Origin of the sequence: Halococcus qingdaonensis, from assembly GCF_024508235.1 — an archaeon.
In the GTDB taxonomy this organism is placed as follows: Archaea; Halobacteriota; Halobacteria; order Halobacteriales; family Halococcaceae; genus Halococcus; species Halococcus qingdaonensis.
This window is the reverse complement of sequence record NZ_CP101943.1, coordinates 2,316,486-2,337,957: the sequence shown is the minus strand read 5'-3', so window position 1 is coordinate 2,337,957 and position 21,472 is coordinate 2,316,486. Positions and strand designations below refer to the sequence as shown.

Here is a 21,472-nt window from a genome sequence, read left to right as displayed (position 1 = left end):
ATCACTCCCGCAGGTCGTAGTAGGTCGTTCGGAGCGTCACTGGCGTCACGCCAGCGACGTCGGCGGCCGACTGCTGTGTGAGTGCGTGGTCGTGTTCGCTCGCGGCGGTGTAGAGACAGGCCGCGGCGACGCCGCTCGGATTGCGCCCGTTGGTCAGCCCGAGTTCGTGGCTCTTCTCGACGAGCGCGCGTGCCCTGCGTTCGATCCCGTTCGGGAGGTCGAGTTGGTTCGCGAAGCGCGCTAGATATTCCTCGGGATCGATCGGACCGGTCGGTAGGCCGAGTTCCCGATTCAGGGCGTCGTAGGCGGTGGTGAGCTCGTCACGTGTGGCTTTGGCGACCGCACCGATTTCGGCGAGCGTGCGCGAGAGGGCGTCGGTACGACAGACGGCGTAGACGGCCGCGGCGGCGAACCCTTCGAGCGAGCGTCCGCGCAGCAGGTCCTCGTTCTGTGCGGACTCGAAGAGCACGCAGGCACGGTCGCGGATCGAGTCCGGGAGGCCGAGCGCGCCCACCATGCGCCGCACCTCGGTGAACCCGTAGACACGATTGCGTTCGGCGCGCGAGGAAATTCGTGTGCGGTTGTGCTGGCGGCGCAAACGCGCGAACAGACGACGCTTTCGGCCGGTGAGACGGGTCGAACGACCGATCTCCGTCGAGAGGCCGCGATCGTGGCGCGAACGGGTCAGCGGTGCGCCCGTCCGTTTCCGATCCGGCCCATCTTCGAAGTTGCGCCACTCGGGGCCGCGATCGACGCGATCCTCGCCGATGACCAGTCCGCAGTCGCGACAGTACGTCTCCTCGCCGGCGTCGTCCAACCGCCCATTACATTCTGGACACGATTCGGTTGAATTCATATCTGTGACGATGTAATGCATGCTATTTAAAATTTTCCTACGGAGTAAAATTATTAGAGCGATCGGAACAGAAACGCAGGGACAGCTCGCCACCGTTCGCTCAGAGGAGAGAGGCAGTTACTCGACGAACGATCACGGTCCGCGGACGATTGGCGCTATCGAGCGTCGCGGATCTCCTCGGCGATGGCGTCGAGATCGTCCTCGGTGAGGTCGGGTCGGTCGCCGGCGACGACGTGGATCGGCGCGCCGCCGTCGTCGTCGAACCGGGGGATGATGTGGCCGTGGAGGTGGGGGACCTCCTGGCCGGCAGCCGGCCCATCGTTGAACGCCACGTTCGAGCCGTCGGCGTCGGCGGCCGTCTCGACGGCGGGTGTCAATCGGTGGAGCACGGCGAAGACCTCGCGGGCGAGTTCCTCGGGGAGGTCGGCGAGTCGCTCGTGGTGGTCGTTCGGCACGACGAGCGTGTGGCCGGGCGCGAGCGGGTTCGCATCCAGGAAGGCGGTCACGTCGTCGGTCTCGAAGACGATGCGGCCGGGGATCTCGCCGGCGACGATCCCGCAGAACGGGCAATCGTTCGACATACCCGGCACCTCGCGTGCGGGGAGCAAGAAGGTTTGGCGTCACTCGACCCCGGCGAGCGTCTCGGCGATGGCGTCGAGATAGCCCTCGTAGGTGTAATCGAGCCGCGAGAGCCAAACGGCCTGGTAGGAGGGATGGAGAACCGGCACGAGCGTCGTTTCGAGACTCCCGAGCGCGACCGGTTCGAGGATCGAGTCGAGAAAACCGTCGATGCTCTTTCCCTCGGTCGCGAGCAGGCTCGTCGTGGCGTGTTTGCCGGTCGCGACGACGGCACGTGGCTCGATCTCCTCGATCTCGGTTTCGAGATAGGGCCGGCAGTTCGCCCGCTCTTCGCTCGTGGGTTCGCGGTTCGACCCGTCCTCACCCTCGGGAAAGCACTTGACGGCGTTCGTGTAGTAGAGATCGTCGTTGTCGAAGCCGAGGTCGGCAAAGAGATCTCGAATCTTTCGGCCCGAGTGACGTGCGGTGTAGGCCATGCCGGTCCAGTTGCCGCCCTTCCAGAGCTCCGCCTCGGGCGTGCCGGCACCGGGTGCTTCGCCGACTACCACGAGTTCCGCGTCGAGCGAGCCGTTGCCCCACGAGATGTGTTCGCGGGCGTCCGCGAGCGCCGGGCAGCGCTCACAGCCGGGCGCGAGGACGTTTTTCGAGTCGGGATCGGGATAGTCGGGCATGGCGAGTGTGGGGCCGGCCGGTTTGAGTCCGTTCCGGTCAGTGGACCCGCCTGCGTGGGTTCGACAGGCCGGTCTGCACAACCGAGGCTCCTTTAGTCCCCGCACGGGTAGGCGAGTCATGAGCAGGTTCGAGCCGGTCGCGGACCGCTACGACCCCGATGCGGTCGAGGGCCGCGTCTTCGAGCAGTGGGACGAGACCGACGCCTACCGCAAGACCAAGCAACACCGCGCCGACGGCGAGGACTTCTTCTTCGTCGACGGGCCGCCCTACACGTCGGGTGCAGCCCACATGGGGACGACGTGGAACAAGACGTTGAAAGACGCCTACATCCGGTATCACCGAATGCAGGGCTACGACGTGACCGATCGACCGGGCTACGACATGCACGGCCTGCCGATCGAGACCCGCGTCGAGGAGAAACTGGGCTTCGACAACAAGAAGGACATCGAGGCGTTCGGCATGGAGCCGTTCATCGAGGAGTGCAAGACCTACGCCGACGAACAACTCGACGGGCTCCAGTCGGATTTCAAGTCCTTCGGCGTCTGGATGGACTGGGAGAACCCGTACAAAACCGTCGACCCCGAATACATGGAGGCGGCGTGGTGGGGGTTCGCACAGGCCGCCGACCGCGGGCTCGTCGAGCAAGGCAAGCGCTCGATCACCCAGTGTCCCCGGTGTGAGACGGCTATCGCCAAGAACGAGGTCGAGTACCACGAGGTCGAGGACCCCTCGATCTACGTCGAGTTCCCCCTCACCGACCGCGAAGGGAACCTCGTCATCTGGACGACGACACCGTGGACCGTTCCCGCCAACGAGTTCGTCGCGATCGACGAGGACGTCGAATATCAGAAAGTGCGTGCGGAAAGGGACGGCCAAGAGGAGGTGCTCTATCTCGCCGCCGAGGTCGTCGAGGAGGTTCTGAAGAAAGGTCGCTACGACGATTACGAGGTACTCGACGAGCTCGATGGCGAGGAAATGCTCGGCTGGGAGTACGAGCATCCGCTGGCTGAGGAGGTACCCGATCGCCCCGACGGTGAGGGCGTCGGTGAGGTCTACCACGCCGATTACGTCGAGGTCGACAGAACTGGGCTGGTCCACTCCGCGCCGGGTCACGGCCAAGAGGACTTCGAGCGCGGATCGGAGCTCGATTTACCCATTTTCTGCCCTGTCGGCGGCGACGGCGTCTATCTCGACGACGCAGGAAAATACGCCGGCGAGTTCGTTCGTGACGCAAACGACGGGATCATCGCCGATCTCGACGAGCGGGGACTGCTGCTCGCAGAAGAGACCTACGCCCACGATTACGGCCAATGCTGGCGCTGTGACACGGATATCGTCTTCCTCGCCACCGATCAGTGGTTCATCACCGTCACCGACGTGAAGGAGGAGATGCTCGACAACATCGAGGACTCCGAGTGGCATCCCCAGGAAGCGCGCGACAACCGCTTTCGCGACTTCATCGAGGGATCGCCCGACTGGAACGTCTCGCGCCAGCGCTACTGGGGGATCCCCGTCCCGATCTGGACGCCCGAGGACTGGTCCGGCGAGATGGACGACGTAGTCGTGATCGGCACGCGCGAGGAATTGGCCGAACGCGCCGACCAAACCGTCGACCCCGACGAGGTCGATCTCCACCGCCCGACCGTCGACGATCTCACGATCACCGAAGAGGGCACGACCTACACGCGCGTGCCGGACGTCTTCGACGTCTGGCTCGATTCCTCGGTCGCGTCGTGGGGCACGCTCGATTACCCCCAGGAGGAAGGCGAGTTCGAGGAGCTCTGGCCCGCCGACCTCATCATGGAGGCCCACGACCAGACACGGGGCTGGTTCTGGTCGCAGTTGGGGATGGGGACGGCAGCGCTCGGCGAGATTCCCTACAAGGAGGTGTTGATGCACGGCTACGCCAACATGCCCGACGGGCGGGGGATGTCGAAATCGAAGAACATCACCGTCGAGCCCCAGGAGGTCATCGACGAGTACGGCGCGGACCCGATGCGGCTGTTCCTCCTGTCGGTCACACCACAGGGCGACGACATGCGCTTCTCGTGGGACGAGACCGAGACGATGCAGCGCAACCTCAACATCCTCTGGAACGTCTTCCGCTTCCCTCTTCCCTACATGCGCCTCGACGGGTTCGATCCCACCGAGGTCACCCTCGACGACGTGACTCTCGAACGGGAAGACGAGTGGGTGCTCTCGCGGCTGCAAACCGTGGAGGGAGAGATGACCGACGAGTGGGAAAACTTCCGGCAGGATCGCGCGCTGCACGCCCTGCTCGACTTCGTTGTCGAGGACGTCTCGCGCTTCTACGTCCAGAGCGTGCGCGAGCGCATGTGGGAGGAGTCGGACAGTCCCTCGAAGCGCGCCGCGTACGCGACGTTCTACCGCGTGCTCCGTGAGGTCGTCGCGCTGCTCGCGCCGTACGCACCGTTCGCCGCCGAGGAGATCTATGGGACTCTCACCGGCAACGACGAGTTCGACACGGTCCACATGTGCGACTGGCCCGAGCCCGACGAAGAGCTCCGCAACGAACGGCTCGAACGCGAGGTCCGGGTCGCTCGCGGCGTCGAGGAGGCCGGTTCGGCCGCCCGCCAGCAGGCCGAGCGCAAACTCCGCTGGCCGGTCACGCGCGTCGTCGTCGACGCCGAGAGCGAGGCGGTCGCCGACGCGGTGGAATCCCAGTCGGCGATCGTCGCCGACCGGCTCAACGCGAGGACTGTGGATCTGATCGGTCCCGACGAGCGGTGGGGTGAGCTGCGATACAGCGCCAGCGCGGACATGAGCGTGCTCGGACCGGCGTTCGGCGATCGGTCGGGCGACGTCATGACCGCGCTCAACGAGGCACGAGTCGAAGAGCCGACGCTTGCCGCGCTCGAAACCGCCGTTTCGGACGCGCTCGACGAGTCTGTCGAACTCACGAACGAGATGGTCGAAATCGTCACCGAGACGCCCGAGGGAGTTGCCGCCGATACGTTCGCGGCCGAGGGCGGTGGGACGGTCTACGTCGACACGACGCTCACCGAGGACGTCGAGAGCGAGGGCTACGCGCGCGACGTCGTCCGGCGGATCCAGGAAATGCGAAAGAAGATGGACCTCGATCTGGAGGCCGAGATCAGGGTCGAGCTCGACGTCGCCGACGACCGAGTGGCGGAGTTCGCTCGCGAGCACGAGGCGCTCATCGGCGAGGAGGTCAGGGCCGCGGCGTTCGGCGACGTCGCGGACGGCCACCGACGCGAGTGGGCAATCGAGGAGACGACCGTCGAGATCGCCATCGTGCCGGTCGCCGAGGCGCGGGCGGACTAATCGAGCGCGGCGGCGACGGCGGGTGCGACGCTGACGGCGCTCTCGGCGCGCTCGATCGTGTCCGTCCCGTAGACGGCCGCGACGCCGGCGCGGGCGAGGCGCGTTCTGGCCATACCGGCGAAGACCGGGTGGACGCAGGTGACGAACACCCGGGTATCGTCGTTCAGGTGCGAGACGGCTCCAGCCATCGTCGAACCGGTGGCGACGATGTCGTCGACAAGCACGGTGTCGCGTCCCGTGACGTCGGCGGTATGCGGTTCGAGCTCGACGTCCGTGCTGCTGTGGCGGGTCTTCTCGAAGTGGTCCGTTTCACCCGATCCGTAGGCGTCCCGTACCGTCTCCGCGAGATCGATGGCACCTGCGTCGGGGGAGATGAACACTGGGTCGTCGAGGTCTGGTAGAGGATCGGCGAGCCGTCCGGCGGCGTCGACGGTGGTACAGGGCACCTCGAAGAAGTTGCCGACGGATTCCTCGTGGGGATTTACGGTGACGACGCGGTCGGTGCCGGTGCTTAGTGCGCGCGCGACCGCGCGGGCGGAGACGGGTTGGCCGGGTTCGAAGGCTCTGTCCTGGCGGGCGTAGCCCATGTAGGGGATCACGGTGACGATCTCGCTTGTGCCGGCCTCGCGGACGGCGTCCTGAAGCTGGAGTGCCTCGATGTGGGCGTCGCTCGTCGCGGTCGAACAGACGACGATCGCGCGTTCGGCGTCGAAGCCCGGCACCGCAACCTGCAGTTCGCCATCGGGAAAGCGCTCGTAGGTCGTCTCGGCGAGTGGCTCGTCGAGCGCCGTCGCGAGCGCGCTGGCGAGCGATTGGGAGCCGGAGGCGCTGACGATCATGTGTGCACCTGTGACGGCCAGTTAAACGGGGTTTCGATCCGCCGCGACGAGCGCGTGTGGCTCGCCGATTCCGAGGGGGTGGTCGCGCCAGCCGTCGTCGGTCCCGACGAGCAGCGTTCCGTCCGTCGCGACGGCGTAGACCAGTCCCGCATACGCGACCGCCGCGATCGGTTTTCCGATCTCGATCGCCCCCCACTCGTCGCCATCGTGGGCGTAGAAGTCGTCCGTCGTCGCGGCGTGCGCTCGCTCGCCGTCGGTGTCGGTGCTCACCATCCGGAAATCGCCGTCGAGTTCATCCATCCAGCCGTTGCCGAGGCGGTAGAGTCCCGTGGCCGTCGCGGCCCGCGGAACGCCCCCGACGGTGACGTCACGGACCGCGTCGAGACCCGCGTGGGTGAGGCCGTCGTCCGTAAGTCGATAGATCCCACTATCGGTGGCGAGCAGATCACCGTCGATCGCGTGAACCGTCTCGACGGTGCCCACGTCGTGCCACTCGTCGTCGATTCGGCGTGCGACTCGTCCGTCGGGAGCGGCGGCGACGAGCCCGTCGTGGAAGCCGACCGCCGTCGCCGGGCCGAACCCCGTCTCCATGAGCGAGTCGCCGATCAGTACGTCCTCGTCGGTCGCCACGGCCAGCTTTTCGTCGACGGCGAGATCGTGGGCCGGGCGACGATCGCGGAGTTCGATCTCGCCCACGCGCTCGCCGGCGACCGAGACGCGGGTGAGGCCGATGTCGCTGGCGACGAACAGCGCCGTCGGCTCGGTGTTCGCGCCGTGGACGCGCTTTTCGTCGATACTGCTCATGCACGGATGCGCACGCCGAACGGCGAAAGCGTTCCGGCGCGGCCGCGCCGGCGGCTGTGGTGCCCGGCGTCTGCGGTCGCAAAGCGACCGCAGGCTCAGGAGAGCCGTGCTTTCCTGGTGGATGAAGGGCGAGGCGAACGAGCGCAGCGAGTGAGCCGAGGGCTTCGTGGTGCTGCGGTTTGCGGTTGCGGTGGTGGATGCGTCCGCGCGAGCGAAGCGAGCGCGGTTCACGGGAGACGCTTCGCGTCTCTCTGGCTCTCGTTCACTCCCTACGGTCGTTCACGAGAACACCGCGAACGAGCACCGCGAGTGAGCGGCAGTTTTTGGTCCAGATTTTTGCAAGGGGTTGAGCGCGCGAAGCGCGCGATCCCCCGCAGCAAAAAGGTGGGTCGGAAGCGATTTGTGAGTCGGGCCGTCAGGTGACTCGAATGCAACTGTTCGGGTCGAGTGGGATTCGCGGGGTCGCGAACGAGGAGGTGACGCCGACGCTCTGTCTGCGGATCGGGCTGGCCGTCGGGACGCTCGTCGACGGCCAGGCGGCCGTCGGGCGGGACACGCGTGCGACGGGCGAGATGCTCGCCGACGCGACGGCGAGCGGACTCGCGAGCGCCGGCAGCGACGTCGATCGATTGGGTGCGCTGCCGACGCCGGCTCTGCAGTCGTACGCCGAGCGCGAGGGGGTGCCGGCGGTGATGATCACCGCCTCGCACAACCCGCCACAGTACAACGGGATCAAACTCGTCGGCAGCGACGGTGTCGAGTTCGGCGTCGACCGGCTGGAGCAGGTCGAGGAACTGCTTGACGACGGGACGTTCGAGCACGCTCGCTGGGACGGGACGGGGAACACTCGTCAGGTGACGAGCGCGCGCCGCGAGTACGTTGAGGAGGTCGTCGCAGCCATCGATCGCGAGCGGATCGCCGCGGCCGATCTCACCGTGGCGCTCGATCCCGGTCACGGGGCGGGGTCGCTCACCAGCCCGGGATTGTTCAGGAAACTCGGCTGCGAGGTCCACACGGTCAACGCACAGCGCGACGGGAGCTTCCCGGGGCGCGATCCCGAGCCAGTACCGGAACATCTCACGGACCTCGGTCGGCTGGTGCGCGCAACGGACGCCGACGTCGGCATCGCCCACGACGGCGACGCCGATCGGGCGATCTTCTTCGACGAGTACGGGAACTACATCGAGGGCGACGCGACGCTCGCGGTACTGGCCGACGCGACGCTCGACGACGGCGACAGCACCGTCTCGGCGGTGACGGTCTCGCAACGACTGGTCGACGTCGCCAGCGAGGCGGGTGCGACGCTCGAACTCACGCCCGTCGGGAGCACGCGCATTATCTCACGGGTACGCGAACTCCACGACGACGGCGTTTCGGTGCCGATCGCCGGCGAGGGCAACGGTGGCGTGCTCTTTCCCGACCATCGGCTCGCCCGTGACGGCGCGTACACCGCGGCTCGCTTCCTCGAACTGCTCGCCGATCGCTCGGCGAGCGCGGTCGTCGAGGCGGTCGGTGGCTACCACAACGTGCGGACGACCGTCGGCTACGAAAGCGACGCCGACCGTGCGACGCTGCTCGCCGCCGCTGCAGCGTACGCCGACGAGAGCGAGGGCGAACTGAACGACACCGACGGCTACCGACTCGACTTCGGCGATGCCTGGCTGCTCGTCCGCGAAAGCGGCACCGAACCCGTCGTGCGCATCTACACCGAGGCCGGCTCCGAAGCACGCGCCCACGAACTCGCCGACGGCATCGGCGACCGACTCGATCGCGCGCTCGACGGCTGATCAGGGGCCGGGATGGGATGAGAGCGCCGCCACGAGTCGTTCACGATCCGCTTTTGCACTCGCCAGTTCGTCCTCGACCGTGCCGGCGGCGAGACGTTCGCGTTCGCGCTCGGTGAGTTCTTCGCGAGCCATCGCGGCGCGCTGGAGCTGTTCGTAGCGCTCCTCGCGGGTGAACGCACGGAGTTCGTGGAGGGTTTTCACCACGTCGTCCGGCGCGAATCGGTCGACGACCGAGACGAGTTCGTTCAGGAGAAAGCGACAGTCGAGGGCGGGCGGCGGTGGCCAGCCGATCCCGAGCGCCGTCGCGTCGAGTCCGTCGAGATAGCTCCTGTGGATGGCGACGTTCTTCCGGAGTCGTTCTGGATCGTCGACGTAGTGGGCGAGCTTCGACGGCGAGTAGTCGGCGTAGTCGACGAGCTGCGTGAGCGATTCGGTGCCGACAGGGCTCGTCTCGACGTACTCGTGGAGGTCGTCTGGCGGCGGGCGAAACGGGACGAGCGGGTACTGTTCGGTGCGCTCGACGAACCGGAGGACGTCGCGCGCGCTCGCCTCGTTCCTAAACCGTCGAAACGCCGCCCTGACCCGTTCGTCGTAGTTCTCGACGGGTTCTCGAAGCTCGGCGATCGGCGCGTCGAGATCGACGTCCGAGAGCGAGGCGAGCCGCTCCAGCTCGGCGATCTCCTCGTCGAGCTCGTCGCGGCGGACGACCGCGTGCCGGCGCGCCTCCCGATACCGCTCACGGCGTCGCGCACGCTTGTCGAGCAGTTCGACGCGTTCGGCGACCGGCGCGAGCGCGTCACGGGCGGCCGCGAAATCGCTCGCCGAGAGCCGGCGCTTGTCGAAGCGATCGTTCGCGTCCTCGAACGCCGATCGCAGAGCCATGTCCTCGTCGAGCGAGTCGACGAGTTCGTCGAACGACTCCTGGAACTCGACGAACGACTCGAAATCGCCCGTGCCGGTTGCGCGCTCCTCGTAGCTATCGAGCAACGTCGTCGCGCGGTCGTGGGCGTCGGCGAGCGTTTCGAGCGCTGCCTCGCCGTGTTCGGCTATCTCGGCATCGATTTCCTCGCAGGACTCGTGTGCCGCGGCGAGCTCCTCGGCGAGGTCGGCCGTACTCTCAGTCATACACTGCGTCGGGATCGAAGACGCGCTCGCCGACGATATCGCCGTCGAGCGTGCGGTAGAAACAGCTCTCGTGGCCAGTGTGACAGGCCCCGCCTTCCTGGCTGACGCGATAGAGGAGCGCGTCGCCGTCGCAGTCGACCCGTATCTCCTCGACGTGCTGGACGTGGCCGCTCGACTCCCCTTTCTGCCAGAGCTCGTCGCGGCTGCGGGAGTAGTAGTGGGCGAGCGCTGTCTCGTGAGTGCGCTCGACGGCCTCTGGGGAGGCGTGGGCGACCATCAGCACCTGTCCGGAGGCCGCGTCCTGTGCGACGACCGTCACCAACCCGTCATCGCCGAAAGCGACGTCGACGGCCGATTCCGTCCGGCTCATGGCCCGGACTGGCCGCCTCGCGCGCATAGGTCTTTTGTGTCGCCGAGCGACGACGCTTTTTCCCTCCGCGGAAAACCATGATAATGGTCGGCATGTGTCGATGTTCGTCGGTCGTCGGAGCGTTCGCGCGGACAGTATGGTTCTCGGGACACCGCCGGTGACGATCGTCCTCCAGGCGTCGGCGTCGCTGCTCGTGGCCGGCGCGGCGGTGCTCGCGAGCCTCGGGATGGCGTGGGCGCTCGGTGCCTCGTCGAACTCGCCACCCTTCGCCCCGGCGGTCGGCGCAAACGCGCTCCCGACGATGCGCGCGGCCTTCTTCATCGGGACGTTCGCCGCGCTCGGCGCACTCGCACAGGGCGGTAGCATCTCCGAAACGGTCGGCAAGGGGCTCATCGACGGTGTTTCGATCTCGCCGCTGGCCGCGATCGCCGCTCTCCTGACGGCAGCAGGGTTCATCGCGATCGGGGTCCGCACCGGCTACCCCATCCCTGCGGCGTTCGCCACGACGGGTGCGGTCGTCGGTGCGGGGCTCGCCCTCGGCGGCGCGCCCGCCTACGACACCTACCAGCGACTCGGCCTGTTCTGGGTGGCGGTGCCGTTCGTCTCGGCGACGATCGCCTACGTAACGGCGACCCTACTGCGCCGCGAGGACGTCCCCGAGGAACTCAGCGTGTCGCTTCTCAGCGCCGTCGTCGGCTTCGTTCTCGCGAACGTCGAGTTTACGTTCATCCCTGCCGCGAGCGGGACGGGGACGCTCGCGGACTATCTCTCGCGCTCGCTCGGCGGTGCGCCGGCGCTGTTCGGGTCATACGACGCGTTCGCGTTCGGCACGAGCCTCGTGGTCGGTGTCCTAGTCTTCGTCTTCGTACGCCGCGAGATGCGCCACTCGGTGGACGCCGGCATCAGGAAGTTCCTGATCGGTCTCGGTGCGATCGTGGCGTTCTCCTCCGGCGGCAGCCAGGTCGGGCTCGCCACCGGCCCGCTGGAGCCCCTGTTCGACTCGTTCGGAACGCCCGGGATCGTCCTGCTTGGACTCGGGGCGCTCGGTATCCTCCTCGGTGCCTGGATGGGGTCGCCACGCCTGCTCCAGGCCGTCTCGCGCGAGTACTCACAGCTCGGCGTTCGGCGATCGATCGCGGCGCTGATCCCCGGCTTTCTCATCGCACAGACCGCCATCGCGCTCGGGATCCCGTTCTCGTTCAACAACGTCATCATCGGCGGCGTCATCGGCAGCGGTCTCGTCGTGGGCTCGACGGGTGTTTCGGCACGCAAGATCGGCTTCACCGTGCTCGCCTGGCTCGGAACGCTCGTCGGAACGCTCGCCGTCGGGTTCGGACTGTATCGCGGGCTGGCGCTGGTCGTCGGTGGATGAATCAGGACGAGCCCGCCTCGGTTCCCTCCCGTGACTCGCGTGGTGCATCGTCGGTACGGCCGCTCGCCATCGCCACGCCGAGGGTCACCGACGCGTAGCCGACACCGACGACCAGCAGCCCGAGCGCGAAGCGGAGTTCGGCCGACAACGGGAGCGACGGACCAACGCCGAAGAACGCACTGAGGGTGACGAGCGCGGCAAACGCGCCGGACCAAAGGGACACACGGCGCGTCTCGGCTCGCATCGAGAGCAGCCATCGATAGCGAAGCGTGAGCCGGACCCCGACCGCCCAGGTCAGAGCGATGGTACCCGCGAGCGCGAGATCGGCGACGAGCCAGACGAACGTCGCGCCGCCGGCGAGACCGCCGGCGGCTGCGGCGAGTGCTCGCGAGCGCATGGGGTTCATACAGCGAAATTACACGCCTGAAGGATAATCGTTCGGCCGGGAGACGGGTTTAGTCGTCGCCCGGCTCACCCCCGTCAGCGACGGCCGTGCCCGCCTCGCCGCGGACGTTTCTGACGTTAGTGATGCCGAGATAGAGCAGCCCCAGCGTGAGTCCGACGAGCACGAGTGCCACCACACTTTGGAGCGCGAGCGATGCGGCCGCGACCGTCCCGCCGGCTTCACCCGCGAGGATCGTCTGTGGATTGCGGACGACGCCGATCCACAGCAGTGCGACGATCGTGACGCCGATCATGAACACGAGCGGCACGCCCGTGCTGATGAGCTGCTTGTTGTCGCTCCAGTTGGCGAGCCAGACCGTCGCGACCAGCAGCGCGAGCGCCGCGAGCGTCTGGTTTGCCCCGCCAAACAGCGGCCAGATGTTCTCCCACGTGCCGCTGGCGACGAGCGCGTAGCCACCGATCGCGAGGATGCCGGTGCTCACGTAACGGTTGACGGCGAGTTTCTGCGTGCTCGTCTCGGGCGTGCCGACGATCTCCTCGAGCATGTAGCGGCCGAGCCGTGCCGCGGTGTCGGTGCTCGTCAGCAGGAAGCTCGCGAACACCAGGCCGATGAATGCCGCCGCAGCGAGCATCGGGATGCCGAGCGCCGTGAGCAGCGCGCCGCCGCCAGCCGGGAAGGTGACGAGCGCCGCGTCGAGCGACCCGGTGGAGGTGGCGATGATCGAGACCGCGATGACCGCCGTCACCGCGAGCAATCCCTCGCCGAGCATTGCGCCGTAACCGATCGGCCGGGCGTCGCTCTCCCTGTTCAACTGCTTGGCCGTCGTCCCCGAGGAGACCAGCGAGTGGAAGCCGCTGATCGTCCCGCAGGCGATCGTGACGAACAGGAACGGGAAGATCGGACCGAGTGCGGGATGGACGAAACCGGTAAAGGGTGCGATCTGGGTTTCGAGCGAGCTCACCGTCACGTCAATGCCCGCCGCCGGCACCACGACGTCCACAGGACTAAAGCCGATGAGCGAGCCGACGATCACCGCGAGCAGCATGCCGCCGACGCCGGTGTAGAGCAGGCTCGACGTGAGGAAATCGCGCGGCTGGAGCAACACCCACACCGGGAGCACGCTCGCGGCGAACGCGTACAGCACCGTGACGAGGATCCAGGCGGCCACGTTCGGGTTGATCGCTCCCGCAAGTGGTAGCCAGTCGAGCGCGCTCCCGAACAGGACGATGGTGCCGGCGGGCAGGCCGTCGCGAGCGGCCAGCGCGATCGGGTATTCGAGCCCGACCCAGACGCCGGCGAACACCGCCGCGACGAACACCACCGCTCCCGGAAGGAAGGGGAGGTTCAACTGGTAGAGATAGATCCCGAAGACGACCGCGAGCGCGATGTAGAGCACGGAGGCGGTCGCCGCCTGCGGGAACGCGTCGAAGATGCTGCCGATGAGGAAGGCGAAGGCCGCGATGACCAGGATGATCGTCAGAAAGGCGAACCAGAGCAGCATGTCCTTGCCGCGCTCGCCGACGTATTCGCCGATGATGTAGCCGATCGACTTCCCCTCGTGGCGCATGCTCGACGACAGCGACATGAAGTCGTGGACCGCGCCGAAGAGGGGGTTGCCGACGGCGATCCAGAGGATCGCCGGTAGCCAGCCGAACGCCGCCGCTGCAGTGATCGGGCCGGCGATCGGCGCGCCGCCGGCGATCGACGAGTAGTGGTGACCGAGCAGTACCGACCGCTGTGAGGGGACGTACTCCTGGCCGTCACGGTACTTGTGCGCCGGCGTCTCGCGGTCGTCGTCGAGATCGACGAACCGTGCGAGATAGCGCGAGTAGCCGACGTAGCCGAGCGTAAACGTGACGAGCGCCAGGAGGACGAGCCAAAGTACCTGCATGGTAGTTGTCCACAGTAATCAATGGAAAACGACGACTTAAACGTTGGCCTCGGTATCGATAATCACACCTCGGAAGAATCGCGGTCAGGGTCTCGGTTCGGTCGCGACTTCGACGTCGAGTTCGGCTGCGACCTCGGCGAGCAGATCACCCTTGACTTCGGCGACGCGGGTCTCGATCGTCCCGCGCACCGGCGGGGCGAACTCCTCGCGCACGGTCGCGACGCGCTCGCGCTCGTTCGCGCAGCGCTCGCGGAGGTAGCGTGCGCCGCGACCACCCTCTTCGCCGTCGGGTTCGGGTGTCAGGCGGTTGATGAGCAGCCCGCCAACCGAGAGCCCGTACTCGTCGAGATCGTCGAGCGCGCGGGCAGTCTCGCGCAGCGAGAGTTCGTCGGGGTTCATCACGAGGAAGAAGGTCGCCCGCTCGCGGAGGGCGTGGCCGGCGAACTCGAACATCTCCTTTCGCTCGCGCAGACGCTCGATGATCGGATCGTCGTCGATCCGGCGGCGGGCCTCACGGTTGCCGATGGCCGCCCGCTCGTAGAGGTCGATGCTCTCGGTGCGCTTGTCGATGAGGCGGGCGATCCAGTCCTCCAGGAACTCGGGGAGCGAGAGCAGGCGGAGCGCCCCGCCCGTCGGCGCGGTGTCGAAAACGACGCGGTCGTGGTCGCTGTCGCGCATCACGTCGATGAACCGATCGAACAGCGCGGCCTCGTACGCACCCGGGGTGCGATGGGCGAGTTCGATCTGTCTGTCGATCTCGTTGACCATCGCGGGACTCACCTGATCGGCGAGCGCGCGCTTGGTCTCCATCAGGTGTTCGGAGACTTCCTCGTCGGGGTCGATCTCCATCGCCGAGAGCCCGTCGTGTCCCTCGACGGGTCGTGGCTCGTCGCCGAACTCCTGGTCGAACACGTCGGCGGTGCTGTGGGCCGGATCGGTCGAGACGACGAGCGTGTCGAGCCCCGCCCGGGCGCATTTGAGCGCGTACGCACAGGAGACGGTGGTCTTGCCGACGCCGCCCTTGCCGCCGAAGAAGACGAACTCCCTCACGTTTGCCACCGCATCAGAAGTGGTACTGCTGGCCCTTGCGTTCGATGAGCGTGTCGCGATCCCAGAGCCGGCGCTCCCAGCCCTGGAACTCCTCGGCGAGGTAGGGGAGGAGTTCGGCGGTGTAGTAGGAGACGGGGCTCGGGATCCCGAAGGCGTCGGCGAAACAGGCGAGCATGAACACGTCGTCGGTGTCCTCGGCCTCCTTCTCGATCAGCTCGAACGCCGGCCCCTCGATCATCCCGTGATAGAGCCCGTGCAGCCACTCCTCGACGATCTCGCGGTAGGTTGCGATGCGGTCTGCGAGCGCCATGACACGAGAACGACTCGCACGCACTTAAACGACCGCCGGCTCGACGATTCGTTCGCTCAGCAGGCACAGCCGGTCGTCGAGGGCGAGCGCTCGAATTCCATCGCCACGCCGCAGTCGGGACAGTCCGGTGGCGTCTCGCCCTCGACGTCGACGTCACGAATCCGCTCGGCGCAGTCGTGACACCAGTAGGCACCCTTCGAGCCGTCGCCCTTCCCGCCACCGCGGTTGGCCGATTCGGTCGAGGCTTGCAGCGTCTCCTTGATCGTGTTAGCGAATTCCATACAACACGTTCGGGCGACGACTGATAAAACCGTGTGCGGCTGTGCGCACGCGGTACACGGGCGTCACTCGAACGAAACACACCCGAACGGAACACGATCGAACGAAACGTCACTCCACGTCGGCGGCGAGGCGGGAGAGCGCCCGCCGGAGTTCGCCGCGGCGCTTCCAGGCGGCCACGCGGTCGGTGAGCGACGCGAGGGGGAGCCCGGCGCTCACCCGCGAGCGCATCCGGACGCTGGTGCCCTGATCCTTCGGCTCGTACGTGATCGTCGTTTCGAGCGTTTCCAGCGGGCCGTCGCCGCGCTGTTCGTAGGTCAGTCCCTCACCATCGAGTTCGAAGGCGAGCGCGAGTTCGACCCCGCGCGAACCGGCGATGACGAGCCAGCCCTCGTCGGTGTCCTCGACCTCGTAGACGGTGAAGCTGCCCTCGTATTCGACGAGCGACCGCGGTGTGAGCGCGCGCTCGACGGTCGCCGGGGTCGCCCGGACGAACCGTGACGCGCTGACCTCGCGCATACCGTCTCCACGAGTCAGGGCACCAAAAACGGCAGCGATAGCAGCGCGAGCAGCGCCAGAAGGACGGCGGCTGCGTACACCAACCGCCGAAGGCGTTGCTCGGGCGGTATCTCGCCGCGTAGCTCCGGGCGCGTCGTCAGCACCATCTGATGGTAGGCAGTACCCGTGGCGCACACGAAGAGGATTGTCGAAACGGTAATCGAAATCGGTAGCGAGAGCCCGAGCGCCAGCAGGTAGATCGGTCCGTACGAGAAGCTCATGAGGAAGGCGAGCGACGAGACGACGAGAAACGGCACCGGATCGACCGGCGTCCCGTGGCGGTTCGTGAGCTTCATGGCGGCCGTACGCTGGCTGCGTGAATACGTTGTCGGCCGACCTCATCCCTCGGAATGCGACTCACCTGCAAGGAGCATTCCCCGTCCGGGGTTGCTGTGAACGAGTATGAGATGTGACTGGTGTGGGAAGTGACTGGGCCGATAATATATAATCCGGCCGGCCGTCGTCCGATACGATGGCTTCGGACGGCGATATCCGCGTCCTGATCGTGCTCGATCTGCTGCTCTCGGCGGTGTTCGGGACGGTCGTCGTGTGGGGGCTCTCGCTGCTCGGCGTGCTCACCTTCTCGCTGCGGACGGCGGCGCTCGCGACGCTGCTGATCGCGGTCGTTACCTATCTGGCCGTGCTGCGTTGAGGCGGTGGCTGATGAGATGATTTTATACGCGCGCGGCAACCCGCTCTACCATGCCCATCTCCGAGCGCGATTCGGCGTCGCTCATCACGCACGCACTGGCGCGAGACACGCTCTCACGGCTGCGAAGCGCAGACATGGAACAGGTCGCTTTCCGGAAAGGACTCGTCAAACTCGGCCGCATCTGTGGCTACGAGATCATCGACGGCGCGATGGAGACCGAGTACGTCTCGATCACGACGCCGCTGGCCGAGACCACCGGCGAGCGCGTCAAGGGTCTCGACGACGTCGTCATCGTCAACGTCCTCCGTGCGGCGACACCGTTCGTCGAGGGGCTGCTGAAGGCCTTCCCGCGGGCCAAACAGGGCGTCATCTCGGCGGGCCGCGACGAGGAGGCCGGCATGACCGACGGCGAGTTCCCCATCACCATCGACTACACCAAACTCCCCGAGATCACCGCCGAGGACACCGTGATCGTCGCCGACCCGATGCTCGCCACCGGCTCGACGATGTGCACGGTACTGGAGCACGTCCTCGCCGACGCGCCAGAGCCCGAGGATCTGTTCGTCCTCTCGGCGGTCAGCGCACCCGACGGCCTGCTCCGGGTCGGTGAACGGTTCCCCGAAGCCGACCTCCTCACCGTGAGCATCGACGAACGCCTCGACGAGAACGGCTTCATCGTGCCGGGGCTCGGCGACGCCGGCGACCGTGCGTTCCGGACTCAGTAATCGACCGCCTGAATTCGATTCCGCCGACACGGACCCCTTCGTTTCGACTGGAGATCGAACAATCGAGACGACCGCCGATTCGAGGGCCGTGCGGCCTCAGTCGACGCGCTCGGCGAAACCGAACCGCGGTTTCACGTCCGCGATCCGCACACGCACCTGTTCGCCCTCCTCGGCGTCGGACACGAACACAGTGTACTCCTCGATCTTGGCGATCCCATCGCCCTCCTCGCCGGTGGCGGTGATCTCGACCGTCTGTTCGTCGCCGACCTCGATGGGGGCTGTCATGCGACCCTTGCCGACCAGGTAGAGCTCGGAGGATTCGTCGCGCGAAGCGTCGGGTCGCACGGTTCTGACGTATTCGAACTCCTCTTCGATATCGTCCTCCAGCCTGTCGAGATCGCGACCGTCGAACACCTTCACGGCGAGATCGCCGCCCGGCGCGAGCACCTCGCGAGCCACGTCCAGAGCCTGGCGGGCGAGATGAACCGAGCGTGCGTGATCGAGGTCGTACTCGCCGCTCATATTTGGAGCCATATCCGAAAGTACGACGTCCGCCTCGCCGACGTCGGCTTTCAGTTCCTCCCTGACGTCCTCGTCGGTGAGGTCGCCACGGCGGGTTTCGACGCCATCGATCGCCTCGATGCGCTGGCGGTCGACGCCGACGATGCGGCCCTCCGGTGCGCGCTCGGCCGCGACCTGGAGCCAGCCGCCGGGTGCCGCGCCCAGGTCGATAACGGTGCTTTCGTCGGTGAAGAGGTCCGCCGTCTCGTCCAACTGCTGGAGCTTGTAGGCCGACCGTGAGCGGTAGCCCTGCTGTTTTGCCTTGTTGTAGTATTCGTCCCGGCGCGCCATCCCGCGTGGCTACTTCACGGGCGCGTAAACGCCCTTCGCTCGGTTCGTTCGACGAGTCGAACGCACACCTTTTATAACCCGGCTGGTCGTACCGGAGCCATGTTCAACGCCATCGTGAGTGCGGGGACGCTCAGAACGGCCCTCGACTCCGTGAGTGTGCTCGTCGAGGAGTGCAAGCTCCACCTCAACGACGACGAGATCGCCATCCGAGCCGTCGACCCTGCCAACGTCGGGATGGTCGATCTGACCCTCTCTGCCGACGCCTTCGAGTCGTACGAGGCCGACGGCGGCGTCATCGGCGTGAACCTCTCCCGGCTCCAGAACATCGCGGGCATGGCCGGCAGCGACGACCTCGTCCACCTCGAACTCGACGAGGAGACCCGCAAGCTCCACATCTCGATCGACGGCCTGGAGTACACGCTCGCGCTCATCGATCCCGAATCGGTCCGCCAGGAGCCCGACATCCCCGATCTCGACCTCCCGGCGAAGATCGTCCTCGAAGGTCGCGACATCAACCGCGCGGTCAAAGCCGCCGACATGGTCTCCGACCACATCGCCCTCGGCGTCGAAGAGGACGCCGAACAGTTCTACGTCGATGCCGAAGGCGACACCGACGACGTCCACTTCGAACTCGATACCGAGGACCTCATCGACCTCACCGTCGGCCCGGCCCACTCGCTGTTCAGCCTCGACTACCTCAAGGACATGAACAAGGCCATCCCCGGCGACGCCGAGGTCACGATCGACCTCGGTGAGGAGTTCCCCGTCAAACTTCACTTCGACGTCGCCGAAGCCGACGGGAGCGTCACCTACATGCTCGCGCCGCGCATCCAGAGCGACTAAGACCCACTTTTTTACAAGGGGTCCTCGCGCTCGCTCATGGTTCGAAACGGCGAAGCCGTTTCGTCATCACGAAAGGCGCTTCGCGCCTTTCGAACGACTCCGTTCGCTCGTGCTCGAACCCCTTCCAAAAACCTGGACTAAAAACTCCCGCTCACTCGGCCTACGGCCTCGTTCACGGTGAACCGCGCTCACGTTCGTTCGCGCGGACACTACGCTTCCCATACCGCACAGCACCCGTCCGCACCGCCGAAGCCCTCGGCACGCGCTCACTCCGTTCGCTACTCGCTCCCTACGGTCGCTCGCGTGCCTCGCCCTTCATCCACCAGGACCGCACAGCACCGCTACCGCAACCCCACCGCAGCCGCGGCCGCCGCAGCACCGCGGGTATGGCGGCCGACACGTTCACTTTCACTCCGCTTTCCGTGCATTGATGAACACCCGCGACGGAGCATCGGTGCGTCACACGCTTCGGCGGCCCTCCACCGCCGCTTCCAGCAAGAACTATACCGCCGAGCGACGGAATCGTCGTATGCTCGGTCTCGACGATATCCATGAGGCGCGCGAGCGCGTCGACGGCGTGGCCCGCCACACGCCGCTCGAACACTCCTACTCGTTCTCCGATCTCTCGGGCGCGGCGGTCCACCCCAAACTCGAAGTGTTCCAGCGTACCGGTTCGTTCAAGATCCGCGGCGCGTCGAACCGCATCGCCACGCTCACCGACGAGGAGCAGGCGGCGGGCGTCGTGACCGCGAGCGCGGGCAATCACGCTCAGGGCGTCGCGCTCGCGGCCACGCGCGCCGACGTCGATAGCGTGGTCGTGATGCCAGAACACGCCCCGATCGCGAAAGTGAAGGCGACACGGAGCTACGGGGCCGAGGTCGTCCTCCACGGCGAGGACTACGACACGGCCCAGGCCCGCGCCCACGAGATCGAGGCCGACGAGAACCGCACCTACGTCCACGCCTTCGATGATCCCACCGTGATGGCCGGCCAGGGGACGATCGGCCTGGAGATCGTCGAGGACTGCCCGGACGTCGAGACGGTCGTCGTCCCCATCGGTGGCGGCGGACTCATCGCCGGTATCGCCACCGCAGTCAAAGCAAAATCGCCCGACACGCGGGTCGTGGGCGTCGAGGCCGAGGGCGCGTCGAGCGTCGCCCAGTCGCTCGAAAAGGGATCGGTCCAGGAGCTCGACGGCGTCGACACGATCGCCGACGGCATCGCGACGCGCCGAGTCGGCGAGCGGACGTTTCCGATCATCGAGGAGCGCGTCGACGAGGTCGTCTCGGTCTCCGATCCCGATATCGCCGTTGCGATCACGACGCTGCTCGAACGCTCGAAGACGCTCATCGAGGGGGCCGGTGCGGTGCCGATGGCCGCGATCCTCGCCGAGGCGTTCGACTATAGCGACGACGAGGTCGTCGTCCCCGTTCTCTGTGGCGGCAACATCGATCTCAACATGCTCCGGACGGTGATCATGCGTGGACTGGTCGAATCGGGTCGCTATCTCCGCTTTCGGACGACGCTTCCCGACCGGCCCGGCTCGCTCGAACGGCTGGTCGAGATCATCGCCGACGAGCGCGCGAACATCTACGCTATCCAGCACGACCGCACCTCCCGCGACAGCGGCATGACCGCCACCGAGGTCGCGATCGATCTCGAAACCCGGGGCGAAGAGCACGTCGCGACGCTGCTCGACGCGCTCGAAGCCAACGGCTACGCGCCCGAGGTGCTCGTCTGAGTGGTCCGCACCGACACCGCGGCGCTCGCGGACTGATGCGTCCGCGAACGAAAGCGAGCCTGCTGTGGGGTGCGGTCGGTGCGCTCGCCTTCCTCGTGCTCGCGCAGGGCTACGAACTCGTCGCTGCCCCCGGGATCAGCCTGCTCGTCAAGCTCGCCATCGCGGCGATCGTCTGGATCGTCGCCAGCGGGGCGAGCTACCTGTTCGAGAGGTGGCTGGCGCGGAGCGAAAGGTCTTAACCTGCGACTCCGGTAGTTCCGACCAAGCCGGGATGGCCGAGTGGTAAGGCGCACGCCTGGAAAGCGTGTTCCCTTTGGGATCCGGGGTTCAAATCCCCGTCCCGGCGCTTCTGCGAGGAACGGACGTGACGAGCGAAGCGGCGACGGCGGGGATTTGCAGCAGGGAGTGATATGTGAGCGAGCGACAGCGAGCGAACGGGAACGACCGTGTTCAAA

The 21,472-nt window shown here is 66.6% G+C and carries 23 protein-coding genes and 1 tRNA gene; 9 read left to right on the top strand and 15 right to left on the bottom strand.

Annotated elements, in window-relative coordinates; translation table 11 throughout:
* Nucleotide 1 precedes the first annotated feature (1 nt).
* The 3 genes from NO363_RS12115 to NO363_RS12105 form a co-directional block, all read right to left on the bottom strand.
* The gene (locus tag NO363_RS12115; protein WP_256685419.1) at nucleotides 2-856 is read right to left on the bottom strand and encodes a transcription initiation factor IIB; all 855 of its coding nucleotides are present in this window, start codon (nucleotides 854-856) and stop codon (nucleotides 2-4) included.
* A gap of 155 nt (nucleotides 857-1,011) precedes the next feature.
* Complete coding sequence (locus NO363_RS12110; protein ID WP_256685417.1) at nucleotides 1,012-1,437, bottom strand: HIT family protein; 426 nt, start codon at nucleotides 1,435-1,437, stop codon at nucleotides 1,012-1,014.
* A gap of 39 nt (nucleotides 1,438-1,476) precedes the next feature.
* Nucleotides 1,477-2,106: a uracil-DNA glycosylase gene (locus tag NO363_RS12105; protein ID WP_256685416.1), complete on the bottom strand. Its 630-nt coding sequence runs from the start codon at nucleotides 2,104-2,106 to the stop codon at nucleotides 1,477-1,479.
* 118 nt (nucleotides 2,107-2,224) lie between these two features.
* Here NO363_RS12105 and ileS point away from each other — a divergent pair, with 118 nt between their 5' ends.
* The gene (gene ileS, locus NO363_RS12100; protein WP_256685414.1) at nucleotides 2,225-5,413 is read left to right on the top strand and encodes an isoleucine--tRNA ligase; all 3,189 of its coding nucleotides are present in this window, start codon (nucleotides 2,225-2,227) and stop codon (nucleotides 5,411-5,413) included.
* Here the strand turns inward: ileS and prs are convergent.
* Nucleotides 5,410-6,252 carry a ribose-phosphate diphosphokinase gene (gene prs, locus NO363_RS12095; RefSeq protein WP_256685413.1) on the bottom strand — a complete coding sequence of 281 codons (843 nt, stop codon included), beginning with the start codon at nucleotides 6,250-6,252 and terminating at the stop codon, nucleotides 5,410-5,412. The two genes, ileS and prs, sit on opposite strands and share 4 nt — an antisense overlap.
* 21 nt (nucleotides 6,253-6,273) lie before the next feature.
* On the bottom strand, nucleotides 6,274-7,056 hold the full coding sequence (locus NO363_RS12090) for an HVO_0234 family beta-propeller protein (protein ID WP_256685411.1): 783 nt from the start codon (nucleotides 7,054-7,056) through the stop codon (nucleotides 6,274-6,276).
* 428 nt (nucleotides 7,057-7,484) lie between these two features.
* On the opposite strand from NO363_RS12090, the gene glmM reads away from it, so the two are divergent.
* On the top strand, nucleotides 7,485-8,843 hold the full coding sequence (gene glmM / locus NO363_RS12085) for a phosphoglucosamine mutase (protein ID WP_256685408.1): 1,359 nt from the start codon (nucleotides 7,485-7,487) through the stop codon (nucleotides 8,841-8,843).
* On the opposite strand, the gene NO363_RS12080 is transcribed toward glmM, so the two are convergent.
* A complete protein-coding gene (locus NO363_RS12080; protein WP_256685407.1) occupies nucleotides 8,844-9,968 on the bottom strand; it encodes a DUF7118 family protein in 1,125 nt (374 codons plus the stop codon). It lies immediately after the preceding gene.
* Nucleotides 9,961-10,338 (bottom strand): phosphoribosyl-AMP cyclohydrolase, encoded by a 378-nt coding sequence (gene hisI, locus NO363_RS12075; RefSeq protein WP_256685405.1) that lies wholly within the window; start codon nucleotides 10,336-10,338, stop codon nucleotides 9,961-9,963. The genes NO363_RS12080 and hisI overlap by 8 nt, the downstream gene beginning before the upstream one ends.
* Nucleotides 10,339-10,474: 136 nt before the next feature.
* Here hisI and NO363_RS12070 point away from each other — a divergent pair, with 136 nt between their 5' ends.
* Nucleotides 10,475-11,710, top strand: coding sequence for an inorganic phosphate transporter (locus NO363_RS12070; protein WP_256685403.1), 1,236 nt, complete (start codon nucleotides 10,475-10,477; stop codon nucleotides 11,708-11,710).
* A gap of 1 nt (nucleotide 11,711) precedes the next feature.
* Here the strand turns inward: NO363_RS12070 and NO363_RS12065 are convergent, their stop codons facing one another.
* From NO363_RS12065 to NO363_RS12035, 7 genes are all read right to left on the bottom strand, one after another.
* Complete coding sequence (locus tag NO363_RS12065; protein WP_256685401.1) at nucleotides 11,712-12,116, bottom strand: sterol desaturase; 405 nt, start codon at nucleotides 12,114-12,116, stop codon at nucleotides 11,712-11,714.
* A gap of 49 nt (nucleotides 12,117-12,165) precedes the next feature.
* Nucleotides 12,166-14,007 carry a carbon starvation CstA family protein gene (locus NO363_RS12060; RefSeq protein ID WP_256685399.1) on the bottom strand — a complete coding sequence of 614 codons (1,842 nt, stop codon included), beginning with the start codon at nucleotides 14,005-14,007 and terminating at the stop codon, nucleotides 12,166-12,168.
* Nucleotides 14,008-14,091: 84 nt separating this feature from the next.
* A complete protein-coding gene (locus tag NO363_RS12055; protein WP_256685397.1) occupies nucleotides 14,092-15,057 on the bottom strand; it encodes an ArsA family ATPase in 966 nt (321 codons plus the stop codon).
* Nucleotides 15,058-15,070: 13 nt separating this feature from the next.
* Nucleotides 15,071-15,367, bottom strand: a complete 297-nt coding sequence (locus tag NO363_RS12050) for a DUF7990 family protein (protein ID WP_007740074.1) — start codon at nucleotides 15,365-15,367, stop codon at nucleotides 15,071-15,073.
* A gap of 56 nt (nucleotides 15,368-15,423) precedes the next feature.
* Nucleotides 15,424-15,648: a hypothetical protein gene (locus NO363_RS12045; protein WP_256685395.1), complete on the bottom strand. Its 225-nt coding sequence runs from the start codon at nucleotides 15,646-15,648 to the stop codon at nucleotides 15,424-15,426.
* Between the two features lie 109 nt (nucleotides 15,649-15,757).
* Nucleotides 15,758-16,165, bottom strand: coding sequence for an SRPBCC family protein (locus tag NO363_RS12040; protein ID WP_256685394.1), 408 nt, complete (start codon nucleotides 16,163-16,165; stop codon nucleotides 15,758-15,760).
* A gap of 14 nt (nucleotides 16,166-16,179) precedes the next feature.
* Nucleotides 16,180-16,500 (bottom strand): hypothetical protein, encoded by a 321-nt coding sequence (locus tag NO363_RS12035; RefSeq protein ID WP_256685392.1) that lies wholly within the window; start codon nucleotides 16,498-16,500, stop codon nucleotides 16,180-16,182.
* Between the two features lie 176 nt (nucleotides 16,501-16,676).
* Here NO363_RS12035 and NO363_RS12030 point away from each other — a divergent pair, with 176 nt between their 5' ends.
* Together NO363_RS12030 and upp are read left to right on the top strand one after the other, a co-directional pair.
* Nucleotides 16,677-16,856: a DUF8107 family protein gene (locus NO363_RS12030; protein WP_256685390.1), complete on the top strand. Its 180-nt coding sequence runs from the start codon at nucleotides 16,677-16,679 to the stop codon at nucleotides 16,854-16,856.
* 50 nt (nucleotides 16,857-16,906) lie between these two features.
* The gene (upp, locus tag NO363_RS12025) at nucleotides 16,907-17,581 is read left to right on the top strand and encodes a uracil phosphoribosyltransferase (protein WP_004054081.1); all 675 of its coding nucleotides are present in this window, start codon (nucleotides 16,907-16,909) and stop codon (nucleotides 17,579-17,581) included.
* Between the two features lie 96 nt (nucleotides 17,582-17,677).
* Here the strand turns inward: upp and NO363_RS12020 are convergent, their stop codons facing one another.
* Nucleotides 17,678-18,433 (bottom strand): 23S rRNA (uridine(2552)-2'-O)-methyltransferase, encoded by a 756-nt coding sequence (locus NO363_RS12020; RefSeq protein ID WP_256685388.1) that lies wholly within the window; start codon nucleotides 18,431-18,433, stop codon nucleotides 17,678-17,680.
* 99 nt (nucleotides 18,434-18,532) lie between these two features.
* Between NO363_RS12020 and NO363_RS12015 the strand changes: the two genes are divergently transcribed.
* The 4 genes from NO363_RS12015 (at nucleotide 18,533) to NO363_RS12000 (ending at nucleotide 21,363) form a co-directional block, all read left to right on the top strand.
* The gene (locus NO363_RS12015; RefSeq protein ID WP_256685386.1) at nucleotides 18,533-19,276 is read left to right on the top strand and encodes a DNA polymerase sliding clamp; all 744 of its coding nucleotides are present in this window, start codon (nucleotides 18,533-18,535) and stop codon (nucleotides 19,274-19,276) included.
* Between the two features lie 529 nt (nucleotides 19,277-19,805).
* Nucleotides 19,806-21,017, top strand: a complete 1,212-nt coding sequence (gene ilvA / locus NO363_RS12010; RefSeq protein WP_256685384.1) for a threonine ammonia-lyase — start codon at nucleotides 19,806-19,808, stop codon at nucleotides 21,015-21,017.
* A gap of 35 nt (nucleotides 21,018-21,052) precedes the next feature.
* Entirely contained in the window at nucleotides 21,053-21,256 is a 204-nt protein-coding gene (locus NO363_RS12005; RefSeq protein ID WP_256685383.1) for a DUF7981 family protein, read from the top strand.
* Between the two features lie 26 nt (nucleotides 21,257-21,282).
* Nucleotides 21,283-21,363, top strand: a tRNA-Ser gene (locus NO363_RS12000).
* Nucleotides 21,364-21,472: the final 109 nt, after the last annotated feature.